The organism is Chelatococcus daeguensis (assembly GCF_001887265.1).
Lineage (GTDB): Bacteria > Pseudomonadota > Alphaproteobacteria > Rhizobiales > Beijerinckiaceae > Chelatococcus_A > Chelatococcus_A sambhunathii.
The window spans coordinates 1,279,849-1,305,830 of sequence record NZ_CP018095.1 but is presented as its reverse complement, the minus strand read 5'-3'; the positions used below and the strand labels follow the sequence as shown (position 1 = coordinate 1,305,830).

General features: G+C 69.5%; 26 protein-coding genes and 1 pseudogene. 19 read left to right on the top strand and 8 right to left on the bottom strand.

The features are described from left to right. Nucleotides 1-39: 39 nt before the first annotated feature. The 6 genes from ribB to BOQ54_RS06215 all read right to left on the bottom strand — a co-directional run bounded on the left by ribB (nucleotide 40) and on the right by BOQ54_RS06215 (nucleotide 6,319). Entirely contained in the window at nucleotides 40-1,341 is a 1,302-nt protein-coding gene (gene ribB, locus BOQ54_RS06240; RefSeq protein ID WP_096335235.1) for a 3,4-dihydroxy-2-butanone-4-phosphate synthase, read from the bottom strand. Nucleotides 1,342-1,610: 269 nt separating this feature from the next. Then, on the bottom strand, nucleotides 1,611-2,726 hold the full coding sequence (gene aroC, locus BOQ54_RS06235; RefSeq protein ID WP_071923534.1) for a chorismate synthase: 1,116 nt from the start codon (nucleotides 2,724-2,726) through the stop codon (nucleotides 1,611-1,613). 329 nt (nucleotides 2,727-3,055) lie between these two features. Beyond that, nucleotides 3,056-3,649 carry a histidine phosphatase family protein gene (locus tag BOQ54_RS06230; protein ID WP_055459173.1) on the bottom strand — a complete coding sequence of 198 codons (594 nt, stop codon included), beginning with the start codon at nucleotides 3,647-3,649 and terminating at the stop codon, nucleotides 3,056-3,058. Beyond that, a complete protein-coding gene (fabI, locus tag BOQ54_RS06225; protein WP_055459174.1) occupies nucleotides 3,646-4,476 on the bottom strand; it encodes an enoyl-ACP reductase FabI in 831 nt (276 codons plus the stop codon). Before fabI ends, BOQ54_RS06230 begins: the two co-directional genes overlap by 4 nt. Nucleotides 4,477-4,845: 369 nt before the next feature. Further along, nucleotides 4,846-5,772 (bottom strand): DnaJ C-terminal domain-containing protein, encoded by a 927-nt coding sequence (locus BOQ54_RS06220; protein ID WP_055459175.1) that lies wholly within the window; start codon nucleotides 5,770-5,772, stop codon nucleotides 4,846-4,848. Nucleotides 5,773-5,869: 97 nt separating this feature from the next. Beyond that, nucleotides 5,870-6,319: an RT0821/Lpp0805 family surface protein gene (locus tag BOQ54_RS06215; protein ID WP_055459176.1), complete on the bottom strand. Its 450-nt coding sequence runs from the start codon at nucleotides 6,317-6,319 to the stop codon at nucleotides 5,870-5,872. A gap of 89 nt (nucleotides 6,320-6,408) precedes the next feature. Here BOQ54_RS06215 and pdxH point away from each other — a divergent pair, with 89 nt between their 5' ends. The 7 genes from pdxH to BOQ54_RS06180 all read left to right on the top strand — a co-directional run bounded on the left by pdxH (nucleotide 6,409) and on the right by BOQ54_RS06180 (nucleotide 10,737). Further along, on the top strand, nucleotides 6,409-7,023 hold the full coding sequence (gene pdxH / locus BOQ54_RS06210; RefSeq protein WP_071923533.1) for a pyridoxamine 5'-phosphate oxidase: 615 nt from the start codon (nucleotides 6,409-6,411) through the stop codon (nucleotides 7,021-7,023). Nucleotides 7,024-7,069: 46 nt separating this feature from the next. Further along, nucleotides 7,070-7,825, top strand: coding sequence for an SDR family NAD(P)-dependent oxidoreductase (locus BOQ54_RS06205; RefSeq protein WP_055459178.1), 756 nt, complete (start codon nucleotides 7,070-7,072; stop codon nucleotides 7,823-7,825). A 10-nt stretch (nucleotides 7,826-7,835) separates the two neighbouring features. After that, nucleotides 7,836-8,279, top strand: coding sequence for an NUDIX hydrolase (locus BOQ54_RS06200; RefSeq protein ID WP_071923532.1), 444 nt, complete (start codon nucleotides 7,836-7,838; stop codon nucleotides 8,277-8,279). Further along, complete coding sequence (locus tag BOQ54_RS06195; RefSeq protein ID WP_071923531.1) at nucleotides 8,276-8,689, top strand: TIGR02301 family protein; 414 nt, start codon at nucleotides 8,276-8,278, stop codon at nucleotides 8,687-8,689. Before BOQ54_RS06200 ends, BOQ54_RS06195 begins: the two co-directional genes overlap by 4 nt. Before the next feature lie 176 nt (nucleotides 8,690-8,865). Continuing rightward, nucleotides 8,866-9,123, top strand: coding sequence for a hypothetical protein (locus BOQ54_RS06190; protein WP_019401472.1), 258 nt, complete (start codon nucleotides 8,866-8,868; stop codon nucleotides 9,121-9,123). Between the two features lie 91 nt (nucleotides 9,124-9,214). After that, complete coding sequence (locus tag BOQ54_RS06185; RefSeq protein ID WP_063189618.1) at nucleotides 9,215-10,096, top strand: YgfZ/GcvT domain-containing protein; 882 nt, start codon at nucleotides 9,215-9,217, stop codon at nucleotides 10,094-10,096. Nucleotides 10,097-10,113: 17 nt separating this feature from the next. Further along, entirely contained in the window at nucleotides 10,114-10,737 is a 624-nt protein-coding gene (locus tag BOQ54_RS06180; RefSeq protein ID WP_055459182.1) for a DNA-3-methyladenine glycosylase I, read from the top strand. 49 nt (nucleotides 10,738-10,786) lie between these two features. On the opposite strand, the pseudogene BOQ54_RS19480 reads toward BOQ54_RS06180, so the two are convergent. Both BOQ54_RS19480 and BOQ54_RS20355 read right to left on the bottom strand, forming a co-directional pair. Continuing rightward, nucleotides 10,787-11,553 (bottom strand): annotated as a pseudogene (locus tag BOQ54_RS19480) (IS5 family transposase). Nucleotides 11,554-11,629: 76 nt separating this feature from the next. Then, on the bottom strand, nucleotides 11,630-12,610 hold the full coding sequence (locus tag BOQ54_RS20355; protein ID WP_280949566.1) for a YadA family autotransporter adhesin: 981 nt from the start codon (nucleotides 12,608-12,610) through the stop codon (nucleotides 11,630-11,632). Nucleotides 12,611-13,064: 454 nt separating this feature from the next. Here BOQ54_RS20355 and BOQ54_RS06160 point away from each other — a divergent pair, with 454 nt between their 5' ends. From BOQ54_RS06160 to BOQ54_RS06105, 12 genes are all read left to right on the top strand, one after another. Continuing rightward, a complete protein-coding gene (locus BOQ54_RS06160) occupies nucleotides 13,065-13,673 on the top strand; it encodes an HD family hydrolase (RefSeq protein WP_055459184.1) in 609 nt (202 codons plus the stop codon). 96 nt (nucleotides 13,674-13,769) lie between these two features. Then, nucleotides 13,770-14,285, top strand: a complete 516-nt coding sequence (locus BOQ54_RS06155) for a tyrosine phosphatase family protein (RefSeq protein WP_055459185.1) — start codon at nucleotides 13,770-13,772, stop codon at nucleotides 14,283-14,285. 6 nt (nucleotides 14,286-14,291) lie between these two features. Beyond that, a complete protein-coding gene (locus tag BOQ54_RS06150; protein WP_055459186.1) occupies nucleotides 14,292-15,281 on the top strand; it encodes an NUDIX hydrolase in 990 nt (329 codons plus the stop codon). Between the two features lie 115 nt (nucleotides 15,282-15,396). Beyond that, on the top strand, nucleotides 15,397-18,282 hold the full coding sequence (locus tag BOQ54_RS06145; RefSeq protein ID WP_145979734.1) for a DUF2339 domain-containing protein: 2,886 nt from the start codon (nucleotides 15,397-15,399) through the stop codon (nucleotides 18,280-18,282). A gap of 129 nt (nucleotides 18,283-18,411) precedes the next feature. Then, nucleotides 18,412-18,663, top strand: coding sequence for an exodeoxyribonuclease VII small subunit (locus tag BOQ54_RS06140; protein WP_071923530.1), 252 nt, complete (start codon nucleotides 18,412-18,414; stop codon nucleotides 18,661-18,663). A gap of 22 nt (nucleotides 18,664-18,685) precedes the next feature. Beyond that, nucleotides 18,686-19,603, top strand: coding sequence for a pirin family protein (locus BOQ54_RS06135; protein WP_071923529.1), 918 nt, complete (start codon nucleotides 18,686-18,688; stop codon nucleotides 19,601-19,603). A gap of 93 nt (nucleotides 19,604-19,696) precedes the next feature. Further along, nucleotides 19,697-21,604 carry a 1-deoxy-D-xylulose-5-phosphate synthase gene (gene dxs / locus BOQ54_RS06130; protein ID WP_083585917.1) on the top strand — a complete coding sequence of 636 codons (1,908 nt, stop codon included), beginning with the start codon at nucleotides 19,697-19,699 and terminating at the stop codon, nucleotides 21,602-21,604. Between the two features lie 287 nt (nucleotides 21,605-21,891). Next, nucleotides 21,892-22,161 carry a type II toxin-antitoxin system VapB family antitoxin gene (locus tag BOQ54_RS06125; RefSeq protein ID WP_019401460.1) on the top strand — a complete coding sequence of 90 codons (270 nt, stop codon included), beginning with the start codon at nucleotides 21,892-21,894 and terminating at the stop codon, nucleotides 22,159-22,161. After that, nucleotides 22,158-22,559 carry a type II toxin-antitoxin system VapC family toxin gene (locus BOQ54_RS06120; RefSeq protein WP_245316311.1) on the top strand — a complete coding sequence of 134 codons (402 nt, stop codon included), beginning with the start codon at nucleotides 22,158-22,160 and terminating at the stop codon, nucleotides 22,557-22,559. Before BOQ54_RS06125 ends, BOQ54_RS06120 begins: the two co-directional genes overlap by 4 nt. Before the next feature lie 9 nt (nucleotides 22,560-22,568). Continuing rightward, a complete protein-coding gene (locus tag BOQ54_RS06115; RefSeq protein WP_071923527.1) occupies nucleotides 22,569-23,294 on the top strand; it encodes a TlyA family RNA methyltransferase in 726 nt (241 codons plus the stop codon). After that, nucleotides 23,287-24,558, top strand: coding sequence for a class I SAM-dependent RNA methyltransferase (locus BOQ54_RS06110; RefSeq protein WP_071923526.1), 1,272 nt, complete (start codon nucleotides 23,287-23,289; stop codon nucleotides 24,556-24,558). Before BOQ54_RS06115 ends, BOQ54_RS06110 begins: the two co-directional genes overlap by 8 nt. Then, nucleotides 24,555-25,973, top strand: a complete 1,419-nt coding sequence (locus BOQ54_RS06105; RefSeq protein ID WP_071923525.1) for an FAD-binding oxidoreductase — start codon at nucleotides 24,555-24,557, stop codon at nucleotides 25,971-25,973. The genes BOQ54_RS06110 and BOQ54_RS06105 overlap by 4 nt, the downstream gene beginning before the upstream one ends. Nucleotides 25,974-25,982 lie beyond the last annotated feature (9 nt).

The following is a 25,982-nucleotide window of genomic DNA, read 5'->3' as shown; positions in this document are numbered from 1 at the left end:
TCGTTGTCCTCGCGGGGGAGCCGTGCCCTGCCAGGCCCCTCACCCCTCCAGGATGACCGTATCAGCGATTTCGATGCCGAAGCCGCTGAGGCCGACATAGGCGCGCGAGCTGGAAGCAAGGTTGCGGATCGAGGTGACGCCGAGGTCACGCAGGATCTGCGCGCCGAGGCCGACCTCGCGCCATTGCTGGGTGCGGGCGAACTCGGAGCCGGTCGCATCCTCGCTGACGACGGTCAGCGGCACGCCGGCTGTGCCGTCGCGCAGATAGACGATCACGCCCCGCCCTTCCTTGGCGAACTGGCCGAGCACCTTGTTGAGCGTCCTGCCACCACCAAAGACGTCGGCCACCACATTGGCCCGGTGCAGGCGCGCCGGCACGCCCCGGCCGTCGCCGATGTTGCCGTAGACGAAGGCGAAGTGGTTCACGGTATCGAAAGGCGTGACATAGGCATGGCCGGTCATCTCGCCGATCTCGGTCGTCACCGGGAAGGTGGCGACACGCTCGACCAGCTTTTCGCGCGCCTGGCGATAGGCGATGAGGTCGGCCACAGAAAGGCGCTTCAGGCCGTGCGTCGTGGCGAAATCGTCGATCTCGCGCCCCTTCATCACCGTGCCGTCGTCGTTGGCGAGTTCGCAGATGACGCCCACCTCGGGCAGCCCCGCGAGACGGCAGAGGTCCACCGCCGCCTCCGTGTGGCCCGAGCGGATGAGCACGCCGCCGTCCTTGGCGATGAGCGGGAAGACATGACCGGGGCGCACGAAATCGCCCGCCCCCATGTTGTTGTTGGCGAGGGCGCGCACCGTGTTGCTGCGTTGCTCGGCCGAAATCCCGGTGGTGAGGCCGTGGCGCACGTCGACCGAGACGGTGAAGGCCGTGCCGAGCGGCGCGTCGTTGGCTGCCACCATGGGGTCGAGCCTGAGGCGCCGTGCGTCGGCGCCGGTCAGCGGTGCGCAGACGATGCCGCAGGTGTGGCGAATGATGAAAGCCATTTTCTCCGGCGTGCAGAGCGAGGCGGCGACGACGAGGTCGCCCTCATTCTCACGGTCGTCGTCGTCCGTCACGACGACGATCTCGCCGCGGGCGAAGGCCTCGATCGCCTCGGTCACCGTCTGGGTCATGAAAGCCTCCTCGCGCACCGGAGAACCGCTCCGGGCGTCGATGAAATCGTTGGGAGTGACGGCGCCACGGGTCACCTCGAGAATGAGGCGCGCCGTCTCGCGCGATAGCCAGGCGCCATCGTCGCGGCACAGCTGCGTGACCGCGCCGGGCGTGACGCCGATGCGGCGCGCAAAATCCACGCGCGTCATGTTCTCGCGGATAAGCCAGTCGGCCAGTCTCATAAGGCGACGCTAACGCCGGCGGGATTTTAGTTCAACTAAAATCGCCGAGTTGCGAGATGGCGCCGACTTGGCTCCCGCCCCTGCTCGCCGTCCTGCCGGTTCTCGTCGCACGGCTGTTCGAGTACCGCGGAGCGCAACCTTCCCGCTGTCATGGCCGGGCTTGTCCCGGCCATCCACGCCTTTCGCCCCTGCGCGAGCGTCACGGCGTGGATGCCCGCGACGAGCGCGGGCATGACGTCGGGAAACGGGCTCGCACTATTTAGTTTCACTCAACCGCCCATCGGCCAGGGCGTCGTCTCGCCCACCTGGCCGCGGTGACGCAGGAAGTGGTCGGCAATAACGCAGGCGACCATGGCCTCGCCCACGGGGACGGCGCGGATGCCCACGCAGGGGTCGTGCCGTCCCTTGGTCACCACATCCGTCTCGGCGCCGAAGCGGTCGACCGACAGGCGCGGCTGCAGGATCGAGGAGGTCGGCTTGACGGCGAAGCGCGCCACCACCGCCTGGCCCGTCGAGATGCCGCCGACGACACCGCCGGCATGGTTGGAGAGGAAGAGCGGCTTGCCGTCGTTGCCGAGGCGCATCTCGTCAGCATTCTCTTCGCCCGTCAGCGCCGCGGCCCCGAAGCCTGCGCCGATCTCGACGCCCTTGACCGCGTTGATGCTCATCAATGCCGCGGCGAGGTCGGCATCGAGCTTGCCGTAGATCGGCGCGCCGAGGCCGGGCGGCACGCCCTCGGCCAAGATCTCGATGACGGCGCCGATGGACGAGCCCTTCTTGCGGATGCCGTCGAGATAGTCGGCGAAGAAGGCCGCCGCCTCGGCGTCCGGGCAGAAGAAGGGGTTGCGGCCGGTCTCGTCCCAATCCCAGCGGGAGCGGTCGATCCGGTGCGGGCCCATCTGCACGAGCGCGCCGCGCACGAGGAGCCCCGGCACGACCTTGCGGGCGACGGCACCGGCAGCGACGCGCATCGCCGTCTCGCGCGCCGAGGAGCGGCCGCCGCCGCGGTAGTCGCGGATGCCGTATTTCACGTCATAGGTATAGTCGGCGTGGCCCGGACGATACTTGTTCCGAATCTCGCCATAGTCCTTCGAGCGCTGATCGACGTTCTCGATGGTGAGGCCGATGGGCGTGCCCGTCGTCATCTGCACGCCGGTCTTCTCGTCGGTGAAGACGCCGGAGAGGATGCGCACCTGGTCCGGCTCCTGGCGCTGGGTCGTGTAGCGCGACTGGCCCGGCCGGCGGCGGTCGAGGTCATGCTGGATATCGGCCTCGGTCAACGGAATGCGCGGCGGGCAGCCATCGACGACGCAGCCGATGGCAGGCCCGTGGCTCTCGCCGAAGGTGGTGACACGGAAGAGGTGGCCGAAGCTGTTGTGGGACATGGATCTCGCCGCCGTAATGCTCGGCGCGTCTTACGCGCGCGGGGACGCATCGTCAAACGGCCCGGTCCGGACCACCGGCGCAGCCGGGCCTCCCTCCCCTCGCCTGCGGCGGGGAGGGATTGGGGGCGGGGGGCCTCGCCACCCTCGATGGCGTTTCGGATCTTTCTGCGGGTAACGACTGAACGCCTGCCTGCGGCGCCGCCCCCCACCCCTCCCCCTCCCCGCCACTTCGTGGGGGGAGGGAGAAGAGGGAGCCGACGGTTCATCGTTTCGCGACGTGCCTAACCATCAGCACGGCTTCAGACGCGTTGGCCTAGATGCCAGCCCGCTCAGGCCGGCTCCCAGCGGTGGTCGCCGGCGTCGAAGACGAGGATGCGGCCCTGCCAGATGTCGATGTGCGGCGCCTCGTGCGTCGCGACGCGGGAGAGGAGTGTCAGCACGGCGCGGGCGACGCCGCCGTGCGAGACAACGAGGGTGTCGCGGGTCAGGCTCTCGAGGAGCGGCCGAACCCGAGCCGCGACCGCGGCGTAGCTCTCGCCGCCCGGGGGCGTGAAGTGCCAGCAGTCGCGCTTGCGGGCGGCATAGAGGTCGGGCTCGCTCGTGCGCAGCTCCTTCCACGTCCGCCCTTCCCATTCGCCGAACGAGATCTCGGCGAGGCGCGGCTCGAGATGGTAGCCCTGCCGCGGCAGGCCAATGGCGTGGCGCAGCAGTTCCATCGTCTCGCGCGTGCGCGCGAGGGGGCTCGCGATGAAGTCGAGGCCCTCGCAATCGGGCACGAGACCGCGCAGCAGGCGCCCCGCCGTCTGGGCCTGGCCGCGTCCGGTGTTGTTGAGCGCCGTGTCGCGCTTGCCCTGCAGGCGCCCCTCGGCGTTCCAGTCCGTCTCGCCGTGGCGGACGAAGAAGAGACGCGGCCTTGCCGTCATTCCTTGCCGAGCACGATGTCGGGCGCGTCGGGGTTCTTCATGCCGACGACATGATAGCCGGCATCGACATGGTGAATCTCGCCGGTCACGCCGCGCGACATGTCGGACAGGAGATAAGCCGCCGTCTCGCCCACTTCCTCGATGGTCACCGTGCGGCGCAGAGGCGAGTTGTACTCGTTCCACTTGAGGATGTAGCGGAAGTCGCCGATGCCCGAGGCGGCGAGCGTCTTGATCGGCCCGGCAGAGATGGCGTTGACGCGGATGCCCTGCGGGCCGAGGTCGGCCGCGAGATAGCGCACACTTGCCTCGAGCGCCGCCTTGGCGACGCCCATGACATTGTAGTGCGGCATCCACTTCTCGGCGCCGTAATAGGTCAGCGTCAGCAGGGAGCCGCCGTCCGTCATCAGCTTCTCGGCGCGCTGGGCGACGGCCGTCAGCGAGTAGCAGGAGATCAGCAGGCTCTTGGAAAAGTTCTCCTGGCTCGTATCGACGTAGCGACCGGTAAGCTCGTCCTTGTCTGAGAAAGCGATGGCATGGACGAGGAAGTCGAGCTTGCCCCAGCGCTTCTCCACTTCTGCGAAGACAGCATCGATGGTCGCCCCGTCGGTGACGTCGCAATGCCCGATGACCTCGGCGCCGAGCTCCGCCGCAAGCGGCTCGACGCGCTTTTTCAACGCATCGCCCTGGTAGGTGAAGGCGAGTTCGGCCCCATGGGCGTGCGCGGCCTTGGCAATGCCCCAGGCAATGGAGCGGTTGTTGGCCACTCCCATGATGAGCCCGCGCTTGCCGGACATGATGGACGGGCGTGTCGCTGAGTTGTCTGCCATGGCCGTTCGAAATCTGATCTGTCTGAAAGCCGGATGGTCCGGAGCGGACGCGCATCATTAGCCGAGAGCGACGGCGGACGGAAGCCTCGGCGCGCCACTTCGATGTGACAAGCCTTTCGCCTGGGCATAAGCGGCAGAGCCGCGGGCAGCACACGCCGAACTGATTCGGGTGGCCAGGAGAAGTGGCGATGCCTACGGGCACCGGCGGGTTTTCAAGCTGGGCACGGCCTCCCGTCCCGCTTTGCCGCGTCTGTTCGAGCAACGAGGTCCTCTCGGCGAACGACCTCGCTTCCCGACTGTCGTGCGCGAAGCGCGGGCGAGAGCCGGGAATCAGCACAAAAAGCCGAGCCGAAGGCTTGCCCGTACCGCTCAGCTCTTGGCCGAGGCCGCCTCGCGCCACTTGCGCATGAGCGCGTCGAGCGCCGGGTCGGCGGCATCCGGCAGGATGATGTCGAGCGTGACGATAAGGTCGCCCGGGCCGTCCTTCTGAGGGATGCCCTTGCCGCGCAGGCGGAAGCTCTTGCCGCCGCTCGACATCGGTGGAATCGTCATGCTGACGGCGCCATCGAGGGTCGGCACGCGCACCTTGGCGCCGAGCACCGCATCGGCCAGCGGCACCGGAAGGCGTAGGCGCAGGTTCTTGCCCTCAACCCGGAACTGCGGATGTGGCGCGACATGGACCGTGAGCAGGACATCGCCCGGCTCGCCGCCGAAGGGGCTCGGCTCGCCGAGGCCGCGCAGGCGGATGGTCTTGCCGTCGCTGACACCCTTGGGCAGGTTGACCTCGACCTCGCGGCCGGTGGTGAAGTTGATACGCCGCTTGCCGCCATGAACCGCCTCCTCGAGCGTGACGGTGATGTCGGCCTTCACGTCCTCGCCGCGCGGATGATGGGTCCGGCCGCGACCCGCGCCGGCCGTGCGGCCGGCATTGCGCATCGCCTCGCCGAAAAGGTCCGAGAAAAAGTCCTGCGGGTCGAAACCGGCGCCGGCGCCGGAGCGGCGGAAGTCGAAACCGCCGTGCTGGCCGCGCCCGGCGCCTGCGCCCGAGAACCCGTCGAAACCCTGGAAACGCGGCTTGCCCTCCGCGTCGATCTCACCGCGGTCGAACTGGGCACGCTTCGCCTTGTCGCCGAGGATCTCGTAGGCGGCATTGACCTCGGCGAACTTCTCCTTCGCCTTGGGATCATCCTTGTTCTGGTCGGGATGATAGGCCTTGGCGAGCTTGCGGAACGCCTTCTTGACCTCCGCGTCGCTCGCCGATCTGGCAATACCGAGAATGCTGTATGGATCGCGCATGGATATTCCGTCAGGGAGCGGGGCACCGCAACCAATCCCCTCCCATATGGGGCAACTGTTGCACGGCTGCAACGGTTATTGCGCGATTCCGGGAGCCTCAGGCGGGCTTGCGCCAGGGTTTCACCTCGGTGATGGACCAGCCGCCGCCGGACGGCCGGCAGGCGGTGCCCTGCATGGCTTGCGCGCCGACCTGCAGCGACAGGTCGGCGAGGAAGGCGCGGCACACGTCGCCGTCCTTCACATAGGGTTGCCCGAGCGGCAGGAAGGCCCCCTTGACGCCGGTTTCCGGATTATCCCAGGAGGCGCTGGTGCCGTTGCCGAAGGGGTCGAGCGCGACCTCGAGAGCGCTTCTGGCGCGACGCCAGTCCTCCGCCGTCAGCTCGGGCGAGAGAGGCGATGGCGCGGGCGCGACCGAACTCGTCGTCGCCACGTCCTCGCCAACGAGGGAGCCGAGCGGAAAGGAAATGCTGCAGCCGCCCGCAGCCAGTGCCGCCACGAGCGCGGCAGCGCGTGCGACGCCACGACCCGCGTGAATGCCTTCGCACAACGACGCTGTTCTCTTATAAGAGCTGCGCATATCGCCCCGGGTCACGAGCCGCCTCGCCGATCCATTCGAATCCGTCAGGAATTTAAGCCGTGGAAGCGTTAACGAGCGGTGACTTCGCCAACGAAACCGATCCCTTCGCGCTCTTCGCCCGCTGGCTGGAGGACGCGACGGCGAGCGAGCCGAACGATCCCAACGCCATGGCGCTCGCCACGGTGGACGCGGACGGCCTGCCGGACGCGCGCATGGTGCTGCTGAAGGGCTTCGACGGGCAGGGCTTCGTCTTCTATACCAATGCCGAGAGCGCCAAGGGGCGCGAGCTCGCCGCGGTGCCGAAGGCCGCCCTCCTCTTCCACTGGAAGAGCCTGCGCCGGCAGGTGCGCGTGCGCGGCCCGGTGGAAAACGTCACCGATGCCGAGGCGGACGCCTATTTCGCCTCGCGCCCGCGCGGCAGCCGCATCGGCGCCTGGGCCTCGCAGCAGTCCCGCCCGCTCGAGAGCCGTTTCGCGCTCGAGAAGGCGGTTGCCGTCTACACGGCCAAGTTCGGCGTCGGCGAGATCCCGCGCCCCGACTACTGGCGCGGCTTCCGCGTACGGCCGGTGGCGATCGAATTCTGGCAGGACCGGCCCTTCCGCCTGCACGATCGCATCCGCTTCCACCGGCCGGCGCCCGATAGCGCGTGGCAGCGCGAGCGCCTATATCCCTGAGGGGCGAGCCCCTTCGACGCCCCGATCACCAGCAGGACGAACCGCCATGCCCCCATCCACCAATGCGACCCGGCGCGTGATGCTCCTGACCGGGGCGAGCCGTGGCATCGGCCATGCGACGGTCAAGCGCTTCTCCGCCGCCGGCTGGCGGGTCATCACCTGCTCGCGCCACTCCTTTCCGGAGGAATGTCCGTGGGAGATGGGCCCTGAAGACCACATCCAGGTCGATCTCGCCGATCCCGAGAACACCGTGGAAGCGATCGAGGAGATCAAGCGCCGCCTCGAGCCCGAGGGCGCCGTACTGCACGCGCTCGTCAACAATGCCGGCATCTCGCCGAAGGGGCCGGGCGGCTCGCGGCTCGGCACCATGGACACGCGCCTCGAGGACTGGAAGCAGGTCTTCCAGGTGAATTTCTTCGCCCCCATCATGCTGGCGCGCGGCCTCGTGGAGGAGCTCGCCCGCACGCGCGGCTCCGTCGTCAATGTCACCTCCATCGCCGGCTCGCGCGTCCACCCCTTCGCCGGGGCCGCCTATGCCACGTCCAAGGCGGCGCTCGCCGGACTGACGCGGGAGATGGCAGCGGATTTCGGCCCGCGCGGCATCCGCGTCAACGCCATCTCGCCGGGCGAGATCGACACCGCCATCCTGTCGCCCGGCACGGAGAAGCTCGTTGAGCAGATCCCGCTGCGCCGCCTCGGCACGCCTGACGAGGTGGCCAAGGCCATCTACTTCCTGTGCACGGAGGCTTCCTCCTACGTGAACGGTGCCGAGTTGCACATCAACGGCGGCCAGCACGTCTAGAGCGCTCGGCATGCCCGAAGACCGCCGCTATCCGGCCCGCCCCTTCCTCGCCGCGAGCGTCGCGACCTTCCGCGACGGGCGGGTGCTGATCGCGACGCGGGGCCGCCCGCCGATGGAGGCGTGCTGGAGCCTGCCAGGCGGGCTCGTCGAGCCGGGAGAGAGCCTCCACGAGGCCGCGCTCCGGGAACTGCGCGAGGAGGTGGGCGTCGAGGCCGAGATCGCCGCCTTCGTCGACCATGTCGAGATCATCGAGCGGGACGCGACCGGCGTCGTGCATCATTTCGTCATCGCCGCCTTCGCTGCCCGCTGGCGCGCCGGCGAACCGGCCCCCGGTCCTGAAGCAGGCGCGGTGCGCTGGGCCCTGCCGGACGAGGTGGCGCAGTTGTGGACGACACCCGGTCTTGCCGCCATCGTCACCCGGGCCGCCGCCGTTCTCGACGGGGGGCCGCGATGAAACCGGTCGCGCTCGCCGCCTGCGCCGCCATCGCAGCAAGCCTCGCCACGGCCACCTTCTCCCAGACGCTGCCGCCCGCAGCGCAGCCGGAGAGCGGCGTAGAGACGCCCCCACCCTACGATGCCGACATGCAGCGCCTCGCACGTGTGCTGGGCGTGCTCACCTTCATCGATGGATTGTGCGAAGAAGCCGATGCGCAGCAATGGCGCGAGCGCATGACGGACCTGCTCGATGCCGAAGGCGCGAGCCCGCAGCGGCGCGAACGCCTCGCCGGCGCCTACAATCGCGGCTATCGCAGCTACGCCCTGACCTATCGGCGCTGCACCGATGCGGCGCGGGCGGCGCGCGCTCTGCACGTCGCCGAGGGCCAGCGCCTGACGCGCACCCTGGCGACGCGCTTCGGCCAGTGAGGCGTGATGCTGCCGCCGCCGGGCGCGATCCCGCGCCCAGCCATGTCCCCTGTGGATTGCAGGCATTTTCTCCGCGCTGTTAACCTCGCGTAAAGAAGCCGCTAGAGTGCCGGCCCGCGGCTGCTAGAGTGGGTGGACCGGCGGCAGCGCGCCACGGGTTGCGTAACGGCAGGAACATGGACGAATTCAACCAGCACGATGACGACTTCCTCGGGGCCGCCGAGGAGAAGCGCGCTGCGCTCACCTATCTGAGCGAGGCCTTCGCCGAGGCGCAGCTCGACGGCCTCGACGGAGACTGCGTGGCCCATGCCGCGCTGTTCGCCGCCTTTCAGGAACTCGTGAGCACCTATGGCGAGGAAGCGGTGGCGGATTTTGCGGAGCGCCTGCCGGAGCGCATCCGCGGCGGCGCCTTTTCCACCGCCAGCAAGCACTGATGCGTCCGGCCTGACGGGCATCCTCTCGAAACCGGGTTGAGCGGTGCACGCCCTCCCCCTATCTCTCGAGCGAGATCGGACGGAGGGCTGAATGCCGAGGACTTTTCTGCCGGACAGGGGCGTCGTCAGGGTGACGGGCGAGGACGCCCGCAGCTTCCTCGACGGCATCGTCACCAGCGCCGTCGCGGATCTTGCGCCCGGAACGGCCCGGTGGGCCGCGCTGCTGACGCCGCAGGGCAAGATTCTTTTCGACTTTCTCGTCCTCGCCGTGCCGGAGGGTGACGGCGGCGGCTATCTGCTTGATGCGCCGCGGGCGCTCACGCACGACCTCGTCAAGCGCCTCGCCTTCTACAAGCTGCGCGCCAAGGTGATCATCGCCGACGAAAGCGAGGCGCTCGCCGTCGCCGCCCTGTGGGGCGACGAGACAGCGGCGCCCGGCCAGGTCTACGAAGACCCGCGCCTCACCGCTCTCGGGCGACGTGCCATCGGCCCACGGGCGGAAATCGAGGCCTTCGGTGAGGCAGCGCTCGCCGACTACCACGCCATGCGCATCGCGGCGGGCGTGCCGGAGGGCGGCAAGGATTTCACCTATGGCGAAGCCTTCCCGCACGAGGTGCTGATGGACCAGCTCGGCGGCGTGTCCTTCGACAAGGGCTGCTATGTTGGCCAGGAGGTGGTGTCGCGCATGCAGCACCGCGGCACCGCCCGCACGCGCATCGTACCCGTCGTCTTCACCGGGGGATTCGTGCCGGAGGACGGGGCCGCGGTCGTCGCGGGCGAGAAGACGCTCGGCCACGTCGGCTCCTGCGCCCGCGGGCGCGGCCTCGCCATGCTGCGGCTCGACCGCGTGGCGGATGCGCTCGCCGCGGGCCTGACGCCGACCGCCGGCGGCCTCGCCCTCACCCTCGAGAAGCCGGGATTCGCCACCTTCGCCTTCCCCGGCGAATCGGCTCCTGACCCGGCGCGGGGATGACGGTGACGGAGGGGGCCATGAACGACGTGGCGAAGGCGGATCTCATCCTGCACGAGGACGGAAAATGGCGCTGCCGCTGGCCGGGCGTCGACCCGCTCTACGTCACCTACCACGACACCGAGTGGGGCGTGCCGGAGTATGACGACCGCGCGCTCTTCGAAAAGCTGATCCTCGACGGCTTCCAGGCCGGCCTGTCGTGGATCACCATCCTGCGCAAGCGTGACAATTTCCGCAGAGCCTTCGACGGCTTCGATCCCGCGGCCATCGTGCGCTATGACGAGGCGAAGCTCGCGGCGCTGATGCAGGACGCCGGCATCGTGCGCAACCGGGCCAAGATCGCCGGCACCGTGCAGAGCGCCCGCGCCTGGCTCGCCATCATGGAGCGCGACGGCTTCAGCAATTTCCTGTGGGGCTTCCTCGACGGACGGGCGCGGCAGAACAGCTTCTCCGCCATGGCCCAGGTGCCGGCCGAGACGGCAGAATCACGGGCGATGTCGAAGGCGCTGAAACAGGCCGGCTTCAATTTCTGCGGCCCCACCATCGTCTATGCCTTCATGCAGGCGGTAGGCATGGTGAACGACCATCTCGTCGGCTGCTATCGTCGCGAGGAATGCGCCGCGCTCGCCCGCGACACGCGGTGAGCGGCGCGCCCGACGCACCGCCAGGAGCGGCCGCCGGGCTGCCGTCGCCCTAGGCCGTAGACTCATAACCGCGTAGCCAGATGCGGATGGACGCGAGCTTCACGGCGGCGAGGAAGTTTTCCGCCGTCTTGTCGAAGCGGGTGGCGATACGGCGGAAGTGTTTGATCTTGTTGAAGAAGCGCTCGACGAGGTTGCGCGCCTTGTAGAGGTGCCTGGAGAAGCAGATCGGGTCCTTGCGGTTGCGCTTGGGCGGGATGTTCGCCCATGCGTTCCGCTCGGCGACGGCAGCGCGCAGGTCGTTGGCGTCGTATCCCTTGTCGGCCAGCAGCATTGAGCCCGGCGCGAGATGCCCGATCAGGTCTTTGGCACTCGCGAGGTCGCTGGCTTGGCCTGCCGTGAGCTTGAGGAGGATCGGCCTGCCTCGGCTGTCGACGAGCGCGTGGAGCTTGGTCGTGAGCCCGCCTCGGGAGCGACCCAGACATCGATCGACACCCCCCTTTTTGCCGTCGCCCCGTGCTGGTGGACGCGGACGACAGAGGTGTCGATCATCTGCACGTCACCATCGTAAGCCCTTGTGATCGCGTCCATGAGCCGATCCCAGACGCCCGCCTTCCGCCATCGGTTGAAGCGGTTGTAGATCGTGGTCGGCGGCCCGTAGCGCGCCGGCATGTCCGCCCACGGCGCGCCCGAGCGCAGGCACCAGAAGATGCCATTGAGAACCCGCCGGTCATCCACGCGAGGCACGCCCCGCGACTTGTTGGGAAGGTGAGGCCGGATCGCCTCCCATTCGAAATCCGTCAGATCGTAGCGGCCCATCGCAAAGCTCCCGAAAAGGAGCTTGAATCACAATTGCCACCGTCAGGGAACCCAGAGCCGTTTATGGGTTTACGGCCTAGAACTCCCCCTGCAGGCCGACGCGCGCGGCGTGGGACTTGCCGCCGCCATAGGCATAGCCGGCGGTCAGGGCGATGGGGACCGGTGCGTCGAAGCGATAGGCCAGAGAGCCGCCGAAGGCATATTCGCCCTTGAAGGTGGCGAGGTTCATGGCCCAGCTGGTGCGCCCGGGCGCCGACGGCATGGGCGCGGTCGTCATGGCGACGGCGGCGGCGACACCCTGGCGGGCTTCCCTGCGCGTCTCGAGCACGATCCCCTGAAGGATGTCCATGCGCTCGTTCAACGCCGTTTCCACATCCCGCAACTGGCCGACATTGACCGCATCCGTGCGGTCGACGCCCGCCGCGACATGGACGATGCGCCGCTCGTTCCCGACCGCGCCGACCGACACGGTATTGGCCTGGTCGGCCGCCGAGCCGGCGCCGAGCGCGACCGCTCCTTCCGCCGTCGCTTGCGAACCGGCGCCGAATGCCAGCGCATCGGCCTCGCTCGCCACCGCGCCCGGCCCGATGGCCGCCGCATTGGCGCCGGAGGCCGAGGTCGTGCTGTCCCCGACAGCGAAGTGGTTGGCATAGATCGTCGTGGTCGAATCCGTGTGGCCGGCATCGCCGATCCAGACGTTCGCCTGGTTGGCGTTGTCGGCATTGCCGACGAAATAGTTGCGCACGGGCTGTCCCGACCCGCCGCCGCGCAATACCATGTTCTCATCGGCCACGATGGAATCGGGATTCGCCGTGAGTGTGAGGCCGTTCTTGGATGGCGGCTCGCATGAATAGTTTGCGCCGTTGGTGCAGGCGAGTTGCGCGCGGGATTCCCCGGGGCTCAAGCAGGATAAAATCGCGACCGACACGACAAGATACCTGAGCGCGATTGCCCGAATCCCTATTCCCTCTCTTCTCGGCAGGAGCACCTGCATCGTGGGGACGAATTCGATCGTCCGCGGCGACGAGCCACGGAAACGCATCTCTGAAAGTTTCATTATGTTTCTCGCCTGATCGCTGCTTCTTCGCGCGACCCCGCTCTCCCCGAGAAGAGAAGAAAGGCACCATTGCTTATGGGAATTGAAGCATAGGCGCCACATCGAGCGGCCTTGACCGCCCTGATATATCAATTCTCGGGTTGATCAGGTTCATACGCAAAGTAGTGGCGGGACGATTACAATAATTTTCTATTCGCGCCTCGCAATGTGCGTCGCGGTCGGTGGCAAACGGCGCCCTCTCGTCCGCCTTCGAGGCCGAGCGCCGCCGCCATGCCGCCGCCGGCGTCTTGCCCGCATGCCTCATGGTGCTAGGTAGGGAGCGAGCCGAGCGGTTCCGGCCTGTTTCGGCATGCCTGACGGCAAGGAAGAGGAGATCCCTGTTGCACGGATTGTCGCGAGCGTTTTCTCCGGCCCGCCCGACCGTGGAATGCGTGCCCGCAGCACGTGGTGGGCGATGAGCGGCAAGCCAGCCAAGCCCCCGCGCGCCTGGCAGCGCATGCTGTCCGGGCGGCGGCTCGACCTGCTCGACCCCTCCCCGCTCGATGTCGAGATCGAGGACATCGCCCACGGCCTTGCCCGCGTCGCGCGCTGGAACGGGCAGACCGTCGGTCCCCACATCTTCTCGGTCGCGCAGCATTCGCTTCTGGTCGATGCGATCGCTGGGCACGTCTATCCGGAGCTCGACGCCCGGGCGCGCCTCGTCGTGCTCCTGCACGACGCGCCGGAATATGTCATCGGCGACATGATCTCGCCCTTCAAGGCGGTGCTCGGCGGCAATTACAAGGAGGTGGAGCACCGGCTGGCAGCAGCGATCCACCTGCGCTTCGGCCTGCCGGCGACCACGCCCGCGGCCCTCGTGCGGGTAACGAAGCGCGCCGACAGGATTGCCGCCTTCCTCGAGGCGACGCGCCTTGCCGGCTTTGCCCGGGAGGAGGCGCTGACCTTCTTCGGCCGTCCGGCGCCATTGCCGCCGGCGATCGATGCCCTGCTCGCGCCCTGGTCCGCCGGAGAGGCGGAGACGCGGTTTCTCGCCCGCTTCAACGCCCTTGCTCCCTCGCCCTGATCACTGCGCCGGTCCACAGCTCAGTATCGTCGCCGTCATCGAATCGCCCCACTATCGTTCTGGAGATCGGGGAGCGTTTGCGGAGGTTCGACGACGATGCCGGCCCTTCACGTATGCCCCCTCTCGCGCCTCGCCGAAACGGTCGCTGCCGTGCGCGCGAGCCACGTGCTGACCCTGATCAATGCCGCGACGCCCGTCCCGCGGCCGGACGGCATCCAGCCCGAGCGGCACCTCTTCATCGGCGTCAGTGACATCGTTGAGGCGATGGAGGGGCACATTCTGCCCGGCGAGGAGCACGCCCGGCAGGTCATCGGCTTCGTGCGCGGCTGGGACCGGGCAAGGCCCATGGTCGTGCATTGCTATGCCGGTATCAGCCGCTCCACCGCCGCGGCCTATATCGGCCTGTGCGCGCTGCGACCCGACCTCGACGAGTTTCTCCTCGCCGAGCGCCTGCGCCAGGCGGCGCCGAGTGCGACGCCCAACGCCCGGCTGGTGGCGGCGGCCGACAAACTGCTGGGCCGGCGCGGCCGGATGAGCGAGGCCGTGGCCGCCATCGGCCGCGGCGTGGATGCCTTCGAGGGCACACCCTTCGCCCTCCCCCTCGACCGCTGAACGGTCATGACCGAGGCCAGCCCTCCCCGCCCGCGGCCTGCCATCGAGATCGGCCTCGCCGCAGCCATCGTGGCCGTCGAGGGCGACATGCCGCAGATCCTCGTCGCGCATCGTCCGGACGCGGAGATGCCGGCCCTGCCGGCGGGGCCGTTCGATCCCCTGGCCCACCGCACCTTCGAGGTCGGCCTGCGCGCCTGGGTGCGGGAGCAGACGGGCCTGGCGCTGGGCTATGTCGAGCAGCTCTACACCTTCGGCGATCGGGGGCGCAGCGCGGCTGCCGGCGATATCGGCCCACACGTCGTCTCCGTCGGCTATCTCGCACTCACCCGAGGGCTCGCCGGCACGGCAGCACCTGCAGGCGACGCCGGCTTCATGCCCTGGTACGATTTCTTCCCGTGGGAGGATTGGCGCACCGGTCCGCCCGCCATCCTGGCAGCGCACATTCTGCCGCAGCTCAAGGAATGGGCCCGGACGCCGCATGCCGACGACGGCCAGATCAGAGCACTCACGCGCGAGGAGCGCCTGCGCCTGTGCTTCGGCTGCGACGGTAGCCCGTGGGATGAGGAAAAGGCGCTGGAGCGCTACGAACTCCTCTACGAGGCCGGGCTCGTCGCCGAGGCGGCGCGCGACGGCCGGCCCGCGGCACTGGCGCGCGCCAGCCTGCCGCCGCTCGGCAGGCCGCTTGCCTACGACCACCGGCGCATCCTCGCAACGGCCATCAGCCGTCTCAGAGCCAAGCTCAAGTACCGCCCCGTCGTCTTCGAGCTGATGCCCGAGCGCTTCACCCTGACGGCCCTGCAGACGAGCGTCGAGGCTATCACCGGCCGGCACCTGCACAAGCAGAACTTCCGCCGCCTCGTCGAGGCGACCTCCCTCGTCGAACCCACCGGCGAGATGATGCCGACGGCCGGGCGCCCCGCCGCGCTCTTCCGCTTCCGCCGGGAGGTGCTGCAGGAGCGGCCGGCGCCGGGCCTGCGCCTCGGCACGCGGGCCTGACCCGGAAGCGGCATACGCGCCGCCTGGCCTGAGGTGCGCCTGCGCACAGCGAGCCTTGCTTTGCATCGACGACCATCCCGCGGCAAAGTGCACCGATCTTTCCGGGGGGACCGCCGTGGGCGACGATTCGATCATTGCGCTCATCGTTCTGATCGCGCTTGCGGTACCTGTTGCCGCCATTGCCGGCTTCTTCATGGCGCTCGGGCTACGCGGCCGCACGTCGGCCCTCGAGGCACGGCTGGCGGCGCTGGAACTGAAGCTCGCCGAAGCCGGGATCATGGTGCCGGTTGTCTCCGGCGACGCCTTCTCCGGCGTGGAGCGGCCGGCCCCCGCCCCGGAAGAAAAGGCGCAAGTCGCGCCGCGTCCCGAGCCGGCGACCGAACCCGAAGGTCCGCTCGTGCCGGAAGAGCCTGCGGAAGAACCCGCTCCCCATCTGGCGCCCGCAGCCGCTGCCACGGCTGCGCCACAGGCCGGGCTCGAGGAGCGGCTTGGCTCCCGCTGGGCCGTGTGGGTCGGCGGCGTCGCTCTGGCGCTCGGCGGCGTCCTGCTCGTGCGCTATTCCATCGAGGAGGGCTATTTCGGGCCGGCCGCGCGTATCTTCGCCGGCCTCGCCACGGCGCTAACGCTGATCGCGGGCGGCGAGTGGCTGCGACGGCGCGAGCATGCCGGGGAGGCGTCCACCCTTTCCACCGGAGGCGTCGTCACCGCGCATGTGCCGAGCGTGCTGACTGCCGCCGGCACCATGACGGCCTTCGCCAGCGTCTATGCCGCCCATGCGCTCTACGGCTTCATCGGCCCGGCCTTCGCCTTCGCGCTGCTCGGCCTCATCGGCGTCGCGACCATGGTCGCAGCCGCCCTGCACGGGCCGGCGCTCGCCGCCCTCGGCCTTCTCGGCGCACTTGCGGCGCCGCTCCTCGTCACGAGCGACGATCCGCAGCCGTGGCCGGTGGTGATCTATCTCGTCGCCGTGGTCGCGGCGGCCTATGGCCTCGCGCGGCTGCGTCTGTGGCGGTGGCTGGCGTATTCGACAGCGGGCGGCGCCCTGCTGTGGGGCTGGCTCGTCGTGTCCACGGTCGGCAACGCCGACGCCCTGCCCGCCATGGTGCTGGTGCTGGCGCAGACCGTGCTCGCGGTCGTGTTCCTCGTCGCGCTGCCGCACGGCGGCGCCCTTCCCCTCCCGGCGGATGTGGCCGCGGCCGAGACGGAGGGAGAGCCTCCGGCCGAAACCGGCGAGGACGGCGGTGATGCCGAAGGGGCCGCGCCGGCCGAGCCCAAGGCGGACCCGCCCTTCTGGACCTGGCCGCTCGACATTCCGGCCCTCGCCGTGCTCAGCGCCTTCGGCGCGCTCGCCATTCTCGCGGGCGATCTCGCCGGGGGCGGCGGGCGGGCGACCTTCTCGGGCGCGATGGTCGCCATCCTCCTTGCCACCGGCTTCACCTATGCCGCAGCGGCCGGCGCGGGCCTGATCGCGGCCCTCGTCGCGGCGGGCTGCCTCGCCTTCTGGCCCGTCGCGCGCCTCGCCATGCTCGACCCCGGCGGCGCCTCCCTGCCCGGTGGCCCCGCGCTCGCGCCCGGCGAGCAGCCGGCGGCCCTCAGCCTCTATCTCGCCTTCGCCATCGCGGCGGGGGCGGCGCTCCTTGCGGCAGCCGTGCGGCGTCTCATGCGCGGCGAAGACCTACCGCTCGTCGCGGCGGCGTGCCATGCGGCGGCCGGCACCACCGGCGTCCTCGCCCTGCTCGTCATCGCCTACTGGCGCGTCACCGCCTTCGATACGAGCGTGCCCTTCGCGCTTGGCGCGGCCGTCCTTGCGCTCCTGTTCACAGGGGCCGCCCGGCTGCTGCACGGGGACGGCAGCGAAGCCCGGCCGGTCGCGGCGCTCGGCACCGGGGCGATGGCGGCGGCTGCGCTCGCGGCCCTGGCGCTCGGCCTCACCTTCGCGCTCGAAAAGGGCATGCTCACCGTTGCCTTCGCCCTGTCCACACTCGGCACGGCCTTCGTCTCCCAGCGTATCGCGGTGCCGGTGCTGCGCTACGCGGTCGGTGCCACCGGCCTCCTCGTCCTCGGCCGTGTCGTCTGGGACCCGGCCATCGCGGGCGACGCCCTCGGCACCACGCCGATCTTCAACTGGCTGCTGTGGGGCTATGGCGTGCCCGCGCTCGCCTTCGCGCTGGCCGCCCGGGTGCTCGCCATGAGCGGGCGGGACTGGGTGACGCAGTTGTGCGAGAGTCTCGCCATCCTGTTCTGCGCCCTGCTGGTCTTCTTCGAGATCCGCCACGCGCTGCACGGCGGCGATCCCTTCGCGCCCGATTCCGGCTTCGTCGAGATGGGGCTCATGGCGACGGCGGGCCTTGCCTTCTCGATCGTGCTGATGCGGCTCGAGTTGCACCGTGCCGATCCGGTCTACCACTTCGCTGGGCTCGCCTTCGGCGTGCTGACGCTCATCGTCGCCGGCTTCGGGCTCCTCCTCGCCGAAAACCCGTTGTTCACGGACGAGCCCGTCCTCGGCGGCGCCGTCTTCAACACGCTCGTCCTCGCCTATCTCGTGCCGGCCGTCATCGCCGCCGGCCTCGCCTGGCTCGCGCGGGCGCACCGGCCGACCTGGTACGTGCGCAGCGCGCTGGCGCTGGCGCTGCTTCTGCACCTCGCCTTTACCATCAACATCATCCGCTTCCTCTTCCAGGGGCCGCAGATCGGCCTCTGGCGCCAGATGGGCGAGGCCGAGCTGTGGACCTATTCCGCCGCGCTCGTCGTCATCGGCGTCGCCATCCTCGCCGTCGGGCTGTGGCGCAACTGGCGCTTCGCGCGCCTGGCCTCGGCGCCCTATATCCTCATCGCGGTCGTCAAGGTCTTCGTCGTCGACCTGTCGAGTCTCGAGGGCGTGCTCCGGGCCCTGTCCTTCATCGGCCTCGGCCTGGTGCTCGTCGGCATCGGCCTCGCCTACCAGAAGCTGCTGCGCCGGGGCGGCGGCGGCACGCCGGTCGCCAATGACACGGTTTCGTGAAGCGTTGCGCGGAAGGAGCACCCATCTTCGGCGTGCAACCTGCGGCTGCTTCAACCCTGATGGGGTTGCCTCCAGCCGAAGGGAACGCGATAACCCTCATCTGGAGCACATGTCCCCGAGGAATGCACGATGAGCGACCACGCGCCGTCCGATATCGCGACCCTCCCCTTCGAGCGCGCGCTCAAGGAGCTCGAGGAGATCGTCGACCGGCTCGAGAAGGGCAACGTGCCGCTCGACGAATCGATCGCGATCTACGAACGGGGCGAAGCGCTGAAGAAGCACTGCGAGGCGCTCCTGAAGAAGGCCGAGGCGCGTATCGAGAAGATCACCATCGGGCCGGACGGCAAGCCCGGCAGCGAGCCCCTCGACGTCGAGGGCTGATCCTTCAGGACAGGAGGGTGCGATGAGCTGGCTTGGCGGCAAGGACCCCGTGGCCGGCGACGCGCCGTCCTGCGATGCGGTGGAGCTCGTGGTGGTGCCGCGGGTCTCGGACATCGGCGGCTTTGCCGTGCGCCGCGCCCTGCCGACCGTGCGGCGGCGCATGGTCGGACCCTTCATCTTCTGGGACGAGATGGGGCCGGCCGATTTCGCCGTCGGGGACGGGCTCGACGTGCGGCCGCATCCGCACATCGGCCTTGCCACCCTCACCTATCTCTTCGAGGGGGCGATCGTGCACCGCGACAGCCTCGGCAGCGAGGAGATCATCCGTCCGGGCGCCGTGAACCTGATGTCGGCCGGCCGCGGCATCGTCCATTCCGAACGCACCGGCCTCGAGGAGCGCGTCCGCGGCGGCCGTCTCGCCGGCATCCAGAGCTGGGTCGCCCTGCCCGCGGAGCGGGAGGAGGACACTCCCGCCTTCAGCCATTACGACGAGAACGCCCTGCCCGACATCGTCGGCGAGGGCAAGCACGTGCGCATCGTCGCCGGCACGCTCTTCGGCGCGACCTCGCCCGTCGCCACGGCGAGCGAGGCGGTCTATGCTGATGTCGCGCTCGCCGCCGGTGCCAGCATTCCGTTTGATCCGGTCGCCGAGGAGCGGGCGATCTACACCGTCTCGGGCGCGATCGACATTGCCGGCGACCGTTTCGAGGCTCACCGCCTGCTCGTCTTCAAGCCGGGCGATGCCATCACCATCACCGCCCTGACGCCGGCCCGCTTCCTCATGCTCGGCGGGGCGCCGATGGACGGCAAGCGCTACATCTGGTGGAACTTCGTCTCCTCGCGCAAGGAGCGCATCGAGGAGGCAAAGGAGGACTGGAAGCTGGGCCGCTTCGCCGGCGTGCCGGGCGACGACGAATTCATTCCCCTGCCCGAGATGTGAGGGACGCGGCAGCGGCGCCTTTGACCCGCGCCGGACAAGGCCCTATGTCCGGTTGCAGCCAACCCGTACCACCCGCGCGCGAGGACGATTGCCGTGCCCGTCGATACGCCGCTGCTCGATACCATCAAGACGCCCGCGGACCTGCGCCGCCTGCCCGAGACGGACCTGCGTCAGGTCGCGGACGAGTTGCGCGCCGAGACGATCGACGCCGTCTCGGTGACCGGCGGGCATCTCGGCGCCGGGCTCGGCGTGGTGGAACTGACGGTGGCGCTGCACCACGTCTTCGAGACGCCGCATGACCGGCTCATCTGGGACGTCGGCCACCAGGCCTATCCGCACAAGATCCTGACCGGGCGGCGCGAGCGCATCCGCACCCTGCGCAAGGGCGGCGGCCTGTCCGGCTTCACCAAGCGCGCCGAGAGCGAATACGACCCCTTCGGCGCGGCCCATTCCTCCACCTCCATCTCCGCCGGGCTCGGCATGGCGGTGGCGCGCGACCTCAAGGGCGAGCGGCGCCACGTCGTCGCCGTCATCGGCGACGGGGCGATGTCGGCCGGCATGGCCTACGAGGCCATGAACAACGCCGGTGCGATGAACGAGCGGCTCATCGTCATCCTCAACGACAACGACATGTCCATCGCCCCGCCGGTCGGGGCCATGTCAGCCTATCTCGCCCGCCTCGTCTCGGGCGGCGCCTATCGCACGTTGCGCGAGGCCGGCAAGCAGCTCGCCAGGCGGCTGCCGAAGTTCTTCTACGAGAAGGCGCAGCGCGCCGAGGAATTCGCCCGCGGCTTCTGGACGGGCGGCACGCTCTTCGAGGAGCTCGGCTTCTACTATGTCGGCCCCATCGACGGCCACAACCTCGACCATCTGCTGCCGGTGCTGAAGAACGCGCGCGATGCCGAGGCGGGGCCGATCCTCGTCCATGTCGTGACGCAGAAGGGCAAGGGCTATGCCCCGGCCGAGGCCGCCGCCGACAAGTATCACGGCGTCGTCACCTTCGATGTCGTCACCGGCGCGCAGGCGAAGCCGAAGGCCAATGCACCGAGCTATACGAAGGTCTTCGCCGAGAGCCTCGTGCGCGAGGCCGAGGAGGACGAGCGCATCGTGGCCGTCACCGCGGCCATGCCGTCCGGCACAGGGCTCGACCTCTTCGGCAAGGCCTTTCCGCAACGCACCTTCGACGTCGGCATCGCCGAGCAGCACGCCGTGACCTTTGCGGCGGGGCTCGCGGCCGAGGGCTACAAACCCTTCTGCGCCATCTATTCCACCTTCCTGCAGCGCGCCTACGACCAGATCGTGCACGACGTCGCCATCCAGAACCTGCCGGTGCGCTTCGCGCTCGACCGGGCCGGGCTCGTCGGCGCCGACGGGCCGACCCACGCCGGCTCCTTCGACATTGCCTTTCTCGGCTGCGTGCCGAACATGGTCATGATGGCCGCGGCGGACGAGGCCGAACTCGTGCACATGGTGGCGACGGCCGCGGCCCATGACGCCGGGCCCATCGCCTTTCGCTATCCGCGCGGCGAGGGCGTCGGCATCGACATGCCCGAGCGCGGGGTGCCGCTCGTCATCGGCCGCGGACGCATCCTGCGCGAAGGGGGGCGCGTTGCTCTCCTCTCCCTCGGCACCCGGCTCGCCGAATGCCTCAAGGCGGCCGAGCAACTTGAGGCGCGAGGCCTTGCCACCACCGTGGCGGATGCGCGTTTCGCCAAGCCGATCGATACCGAACTCGTGCTCAGTCTCGCCCGCGAGCACGAATGCCTTGTCACGGTGGAGGAAGGCTCCATTGGCGGTTTCGGCACGCAGGTGCTGCATCTGCTCGCCCGCGCCGGTGTGCTCGACCACGGGCTCAAGGTGCGCCCGATGGTGCTGCCGGACGTTTTCATCGACCACGACAAGCCCGAGCGGATGTATGCCGCGGCCGGTCTCGACGCCGCCGGCATCGTGGCGACGGTCTTTTCCGCACTCGGCACCGATGCAGCTGCGATGAGGGCGTAAGACCGGGACGGCTGGAGCGCCCACGTTCGCCGGACGCCTGAAGCGAAGCGGAAGGCGATCCGGCGTCCAGCGCGCGATGTCGCCGAAGGCGGCCGTCTTGCCGGCCTTTTCCTGGCCGTCCCCGATTCCGGTCTCGCGCGAGCATGGCGCGCCGGCGCGGTGCGCTCCCAAGGCGCAAGCCGGTCCTTGGTCGCAAGCGCCGCTCGCCCAGGCCGCCGAGGGAAGAACCCTTGTAGCGTCTTCCTTGCGCGCCTATTCTCCCTATCCTGAGATAGGAAGAAACGGCCATGGCCCTCAACATCAAATCCGCCGAGACGGAGCGTCTCGCCCGCGAGGTCGCGGCGCTCACCGGCGAGACGATCACCGAAGCCGTGCGCAAGGCGCTCGAGATGCGCCTCGAACAGGCGCGGGAGGAACGGGAGAAGGAAATCGCGCGCCAGATGGCCGCTTTGCGCGTGATTCAGGAGGATGTCCGCCGCCTCGGTCCGCTGCCGAAGATCACAAAGCGTGATTTCGACGAGTTGTGGGGGGAACTTGACGACGGCGAGCAGGAATGATCGTCGTCGATACGTCGGCCTTCATCGCCATGCTCACCAATGAGCCGGAAGCCGAAGCGCTCGCTCTGGCGCTCTATGGCGCCGGCGCCCGCTACGTCTCGGCTGTAACGGTCTATGAAACACGGGTCGTCCTGCTGCGGCGAGGCGATGCTCGCTATTTCATCCCCTTTGGCAATCTGCTCACCAGCGCCAACCTCGTCCTGCACACCTTCGATACGGCTCAGTCCAATCTCGCGAGCGACGCCTACCGTCGCTTCGGCCGCGGCTCGGGCCATCCGGCCAGGCTCAATCTCGGCGATTGCGCATCCTATGCCCTCGCCATGTCGCTCGATGCGCCGCTGCTCTATAAGGGCAACGACTTCTCGCAGACGGACGTGCGCTCGGCGCTCGCCACATAAGCTCAGCCCATGCGTAAACGCGCCGATCTTCTTCTCGTCGAACGCGGCTTTTTCGACAGCCGCGCCAAGGCGCAGGCCGCCATCGCCGCCGGGGGCGTGACGGCCGACGGACGCCCCGTGCGTAAGGCGTCCGATGCCCTGCCGGTCGATGCGGCGATCGCGGCGGAGGCGCCGCACCCCTGGGTGTCGCGCGCCGGCGTCAAGCTGGCGGCGGCGCTCGACGCCTTCGCCATCGATCCCGCCGGGCTCGTCTGCCTCGACATCGGCGCCTCGACCGGCGGCTTCACCGAGGTGCTCGTCGCCCGTGGCGCGGCGAAGGTCTATGCGGTCGACGTGGGTCATGGCCAGTTGCACCCGCGCCTTGCCGCCGATCCGCGCGTCGTCTCGCTCGAAGGGTGCGACGCGCGGGGATTGACGGCGACCGAGGTGCCGGAACCGGTCGGCCTCCTCGTGGCGGATGTCAGCTTCATCTCGCTGAAGCTCGTCCTGCCAGCGGTCACGGACCGCATCGCCGACGGCGGCCATCTCGTCGCGCTCGTCAAGCCGCAGTTCGAGGCCGGCCGAGGGCATCTCAAGAAGGGCATCGTGCGCGAAGAAGCCGTGCGCGAGGCTGTGGTGGAGGATATCGCCACGCTCGCGCGCGATCTCGGGCTCACCGTCCTCGGCACCATGGCTTCCCCCATCGCCGGGGGAGACGGCAACGTGGAATATCTGATCGGGGCACGCCGTGGCTGAAACCTTGACCATCACCCGCCTCGGCGCCCGCGGCGACGGCGTCGCCGAGGGGCCGCGGGGGCCGGTCTACGTGCCCTTCGCGCTGCCCGGCGAGGTCGTCACCGCCGAGGTGGACGGAGAGCGCGGCCGGCTCGTCAGCGTCGAGACCGCATCGCCCGACCGGCAGACGGCCGAATGCCCGCTCTTTGCCCATTGCGGTGGCTGCGCCGGGCAGCACTTGGCGCCGCAACTCTACGGGGCGTGGAAGCGCGACATCGTCGTGCAGGCCCTCGCCCATGCCGGCATCGAGACCGACGTCATGCCGCTCGTCGATGCACACGGCGCCGGGCGGCGGCGCGTGACCTTTCATGCCCGCCTGATCGAGGGCAAGGCCGCCGTCGGCTTCATGGCGGCGCGCAGCCATGCGCTCGTTCCCATAGCCCAATGCCCGGTGCTGGCGCCCGGCCTTGCCGCAGCGCCGGAGAAGGCCCGGGCGCTCGCGGCCCTTCTCCTGCCGCGCGGCAAGCCGCTCGACATCCAGGCCACCGAGACGCTCGGCGGGCTCGACATCGATATCCGCGGCCTCGGCAAGGCCGACGACAGGCTGAGCATGGCGCTCGTCGAGGCGGCCCGCACGCTCGACCTCGCGCGCCTGTCGCTGCACGGCGAGATCCTCATCGAACGCCGCCCGCCCGCCGTCGCGATGGGGCCCGCTGCGGTCGTGCCGCCGCCCGGCGGCTTCCTGCAGGCGACAGCCGCCGGCGAGGCGGCGCTCGCCGCCCTCGTGACCGAGGCCTGCGCCGGCGCGCGCCATGTGGCAGACCTCTTCGCAGGCTGCGGCCCCTTCGCTTTGCGCCTCGCGCAGCAGGCCAAGGTGCACGCCGTGGAGAATGGCGCCGAGGCCCTTGCGGCGCTGCAGCGCGCGGCGCGCAACACGCAGGGGCTGAAGCCGGTCACCACGGAGGTGCGCGACCTCTTCCGCCGCCCGCTGCTGCCGCTGGAGCTCGACCGCTTCGATGCCGTCGTCCTCGATCCGCCCCGGGCGGGGGCAGAGGCGCAGGCGCGGCAGATCGCGCTGTCCAGGGTGCCGCTCGCCGTCTGCGTCTCGTGCGATCCCGGCACCTTCGCGCGCGATGCCCGCATCCTGGTCGAGGCGGGCATGCAGCTGACCCGGGTCGTGCCGGTCGACCAGTTCCGCTACACCCATCATGTGGAGGTCGTCGGCGTCTTCACGCGTCCGGCGAAGCAGAAGCACAAGAACAAAGGCAAGGGAGGGCGCCCGTGAGCAAGGGGACCAACGAGGATTTTCTGGCGGGGCTCGCCGCCGTCATCGGCCCGGGCAACGTGCTCACCGCCCCTGACGACATCCTGCCCTTCCTGCGCGAGCCGCGCGACCTCTTCCGCGGCGAGGCGCTCGCCGTCGTCCGGCCGGGCTCGACGCAGGAGGTGGCCGAGGTGGTGCGCCGTGCCCGCGCGGCGGGCATCGCGGTGGTGCCGCAGGGCGGCAACACCGGCCTCGTCGGCGGGCAGATCCCGGATGCGAGCCGGCCGATGGTTGTGCTCAACCTGCAGAAGCTCGACCGGATCCGCGAGGTCGATGCGCTGACCGACACGATGACGGTGGAGGCGGGCGTCACCCTGCTCAGGGCGCAGGAGGCGGCGGAGGCGGCCGACCGGCTCTTTCCCCTGTCGCTCGCCTCGGAAGGCTCCTGCACCATCGGCGGCAACATCGCCAGCAATGCCGGCGGCACCGCCGTCATCGCCTATGGCAACACGCGCGACCTCGTCATCGGGCTCGAGGTGGTGCTGGCGGACGGCCGCATCTGGAACGGCCTCGGCAAGCTGCGCAAGGACAACACCGGCTACGACCTCAAGAACCTCTTCGTCGGATCGGAGGGCACACTCGGCATCGTCACTGCCGCGGTGCTCAAGCTCTTTCCCCGCCCGCAGGGGCGGGCCACCGCCTTCTGCGGACTTTCCTCGCCGCAGGCGGCGCTCGATCTCCTCGCCCTCGCCAAGGCGGAGGCCGGCGGCGCCGTGACCACCTTCGAGTTCCTGCCCCGCCTCGGGCTCGAATTCGTGCTGCGGCACGCGCCCGGCACGCGCGACCCGCTCGGCGAGCCGCACGCCTGGTATGTGCTGATGGAATTGTCCTCGGCCGCCGAAGCGGGGCTCGACGACGCGATGGAGCGCATCCTGACGGCGGCGCTCGAGCGCGGCCTCGTCGACGACGCGGCGATCGCGGCGAGCCTCGACCAGCGCAACGCCTTCTGGAAGCTGCGCGAGGCGCTCTCCGAGGTGCAGCGGCACGAGGGTGGCTCGATCAAGCACGACATCGCCGTGCCGGTGGCCCTGGTGCCGCAGTTTCTCGAGGAAGCGACGGCTGCCGCCGAGGCGCTGGTGCCGGGCTGCCGCCCCCTGCCCTTCGGCCATCTCGGCGACGGCAACGTGCATTTCAACGTCAGCCAGCCCGTGGGCGCCGACAAACAGGGCTTCCTCGCCCGCTGGGAGGAGATGAACGAGGCCGTGCACGCCATCGTGCTCCGGCACGGCGGCTCGATCTCGGCCGAACACGGCATCGGCCGCCTCAAGCGGGACCTGCTGCCCGCCGTCAAGGACCCGGTCGCGCTCGATCTCATGCGCAAGCTCAAGGCGGCGCTCGACCCCGAAGGCCTCCTCAATCCCGGAGCGATGCTGTGACGACCCCGC

Bases quoted from the DNA above. Each gene is read 5' to 3' on its own strand.
- fabI (WP_055459174.1), bottom strand. From the start codon at position 4,476: ATGGCAGACAACTCAGCGACACGCCCGTCCATCATGTCCGGCAAGCGC.
- aroC (WP_071923534.1), bottom strand. From the start codon at position 2,726: ATGTCCCACAACAGCTTCGGCCACCTCTTCCGTGTCACCACCTTCGGC.
- ribB (WP_096335235.1), bottom strand. From the start codon at position 1,341: ATGAGACTGGCCGACTGGCTTATCCGCGAGAACATGACGCGCGTGGAT.
- BOQ54_RS06155 (WP_055459185.1), top strand. From the start codon at position 13,770: ATGCCGGCCCTTCACGTATGCCCCCTCTCGCGCCTCGCCGAAACGGTC.
- BOQ54_RS06185 (WP_063189618.1), top strand. From the start codon at position 9,215: ATGCCGAGGACTTTTCTGCCGGACAGGGGCGTCGTCAGGGTGACGGGC.
- BOQ54_RS06220 (WP_055459175.1), bottom strand. From the start codon at position 5,772: ATGCGCGATCCATACAGCATTCTCGGTATTGCCAGATCGGCGAGCGAC.
- BOQ54_RS06190 (WP_019401472.1), top strand. From the start codon at position 8,866: ATGGACGAATTCAACCAGCACGATGACGACTTCCTCGGGGCCGCCGAG.
- BOQ54_RS06195 (WP_071923531.1), top strand. From the start codon at position 8,276: ATGAAACCGGTCGCGCTCGCCGCCTGCGCCGCCATCGCAGCAAGCCTC.
- BOQ54_RS06140 (WP_071923530.1), top strand. From the start codon at position 18,412: ATGAGCGACCACGCGCCGTCCGATATCGCGACCCTCCCCTTCGAGCGC.
- BOQ54_RS06115 (WP_071923527.1), top strand. From the start codon at position 22,569: ATGCGTAAACGCGCCGATCTTCTTCTCGTCGAACGCGGCTTTTTCGAC.
- BOQ54_RS06205 (WP_055459178.1), top strand. From the start codon at position 7,070: ATGCCCCCATCCACCAATGCGACCCGGCGCGTGATGCTCCTGACCGGG.
- BOQ54_RS06200 (WP_071923532.1), top strand. From the start codon at position 7,836: ATGCCCGAAGACCGCCGCTATCCGGCCCGCCCCTTCCTCGCCGCGAGC.
- BOQ54_RS06135 (WP_071923529.1), top strand. From the start codon at position 18,686: ATGAGCTGGCTTGGCGGCAAGGACCCCGTGGCCGGCGACGCGCCGTCC.
- BOQ54_RS06160 (WP_055459184.1), top strand. From the start codon at position 13,065: ATGAGCGGCAAGCCAGCCAAGCCCCCGCGCGCCTGGCAGCGCATGCTG.
- BOQ54_RS06230 (WP_055459173.1), bottom strand. From the start codon at position 3,649: ATGACGGCAAGGCCGCGTCTCTTCTTCGTCCGCCACGGCGAGACGGAC.
- BOQ54_RS06150 (WP_055459186.1), top strand. From the start codon at position 14,292: ATGACCGAGGCCAGCCCTCCCCGCCCGCGGCCTGCCATCGAGATCGGC.
- BOQ54_RS06120 (WP_245316311.1), top strand. From the start codon at position 22,158: ATGATCGTCGTCGATACGTCGGCCTTCATCGCCATGCTCACCAATGAG.
- BOQ54_RS06180 (WP_055459182.1), top strand. From the start codon at position 10,114: ATGAACGACGTGGCGAAGGCGGATCTCATCCTGCACGAGGACGGAAAA.
- BOQ54_RS20355 (WP_280949566.1), bottom strand. From the start codon at position 12,610: ATGAAACTTTCAGAGATGCGTTTCCGTGGCTCGTCGCCGCGGACGATC.
- BOQ54_RS06125 (WP_019401460.1), top strand. From the start codon at position 21,892: ATGGCCCTCAACATCAAATCCGCCGAGACGGAGCGTCTCGCCCGCGAG.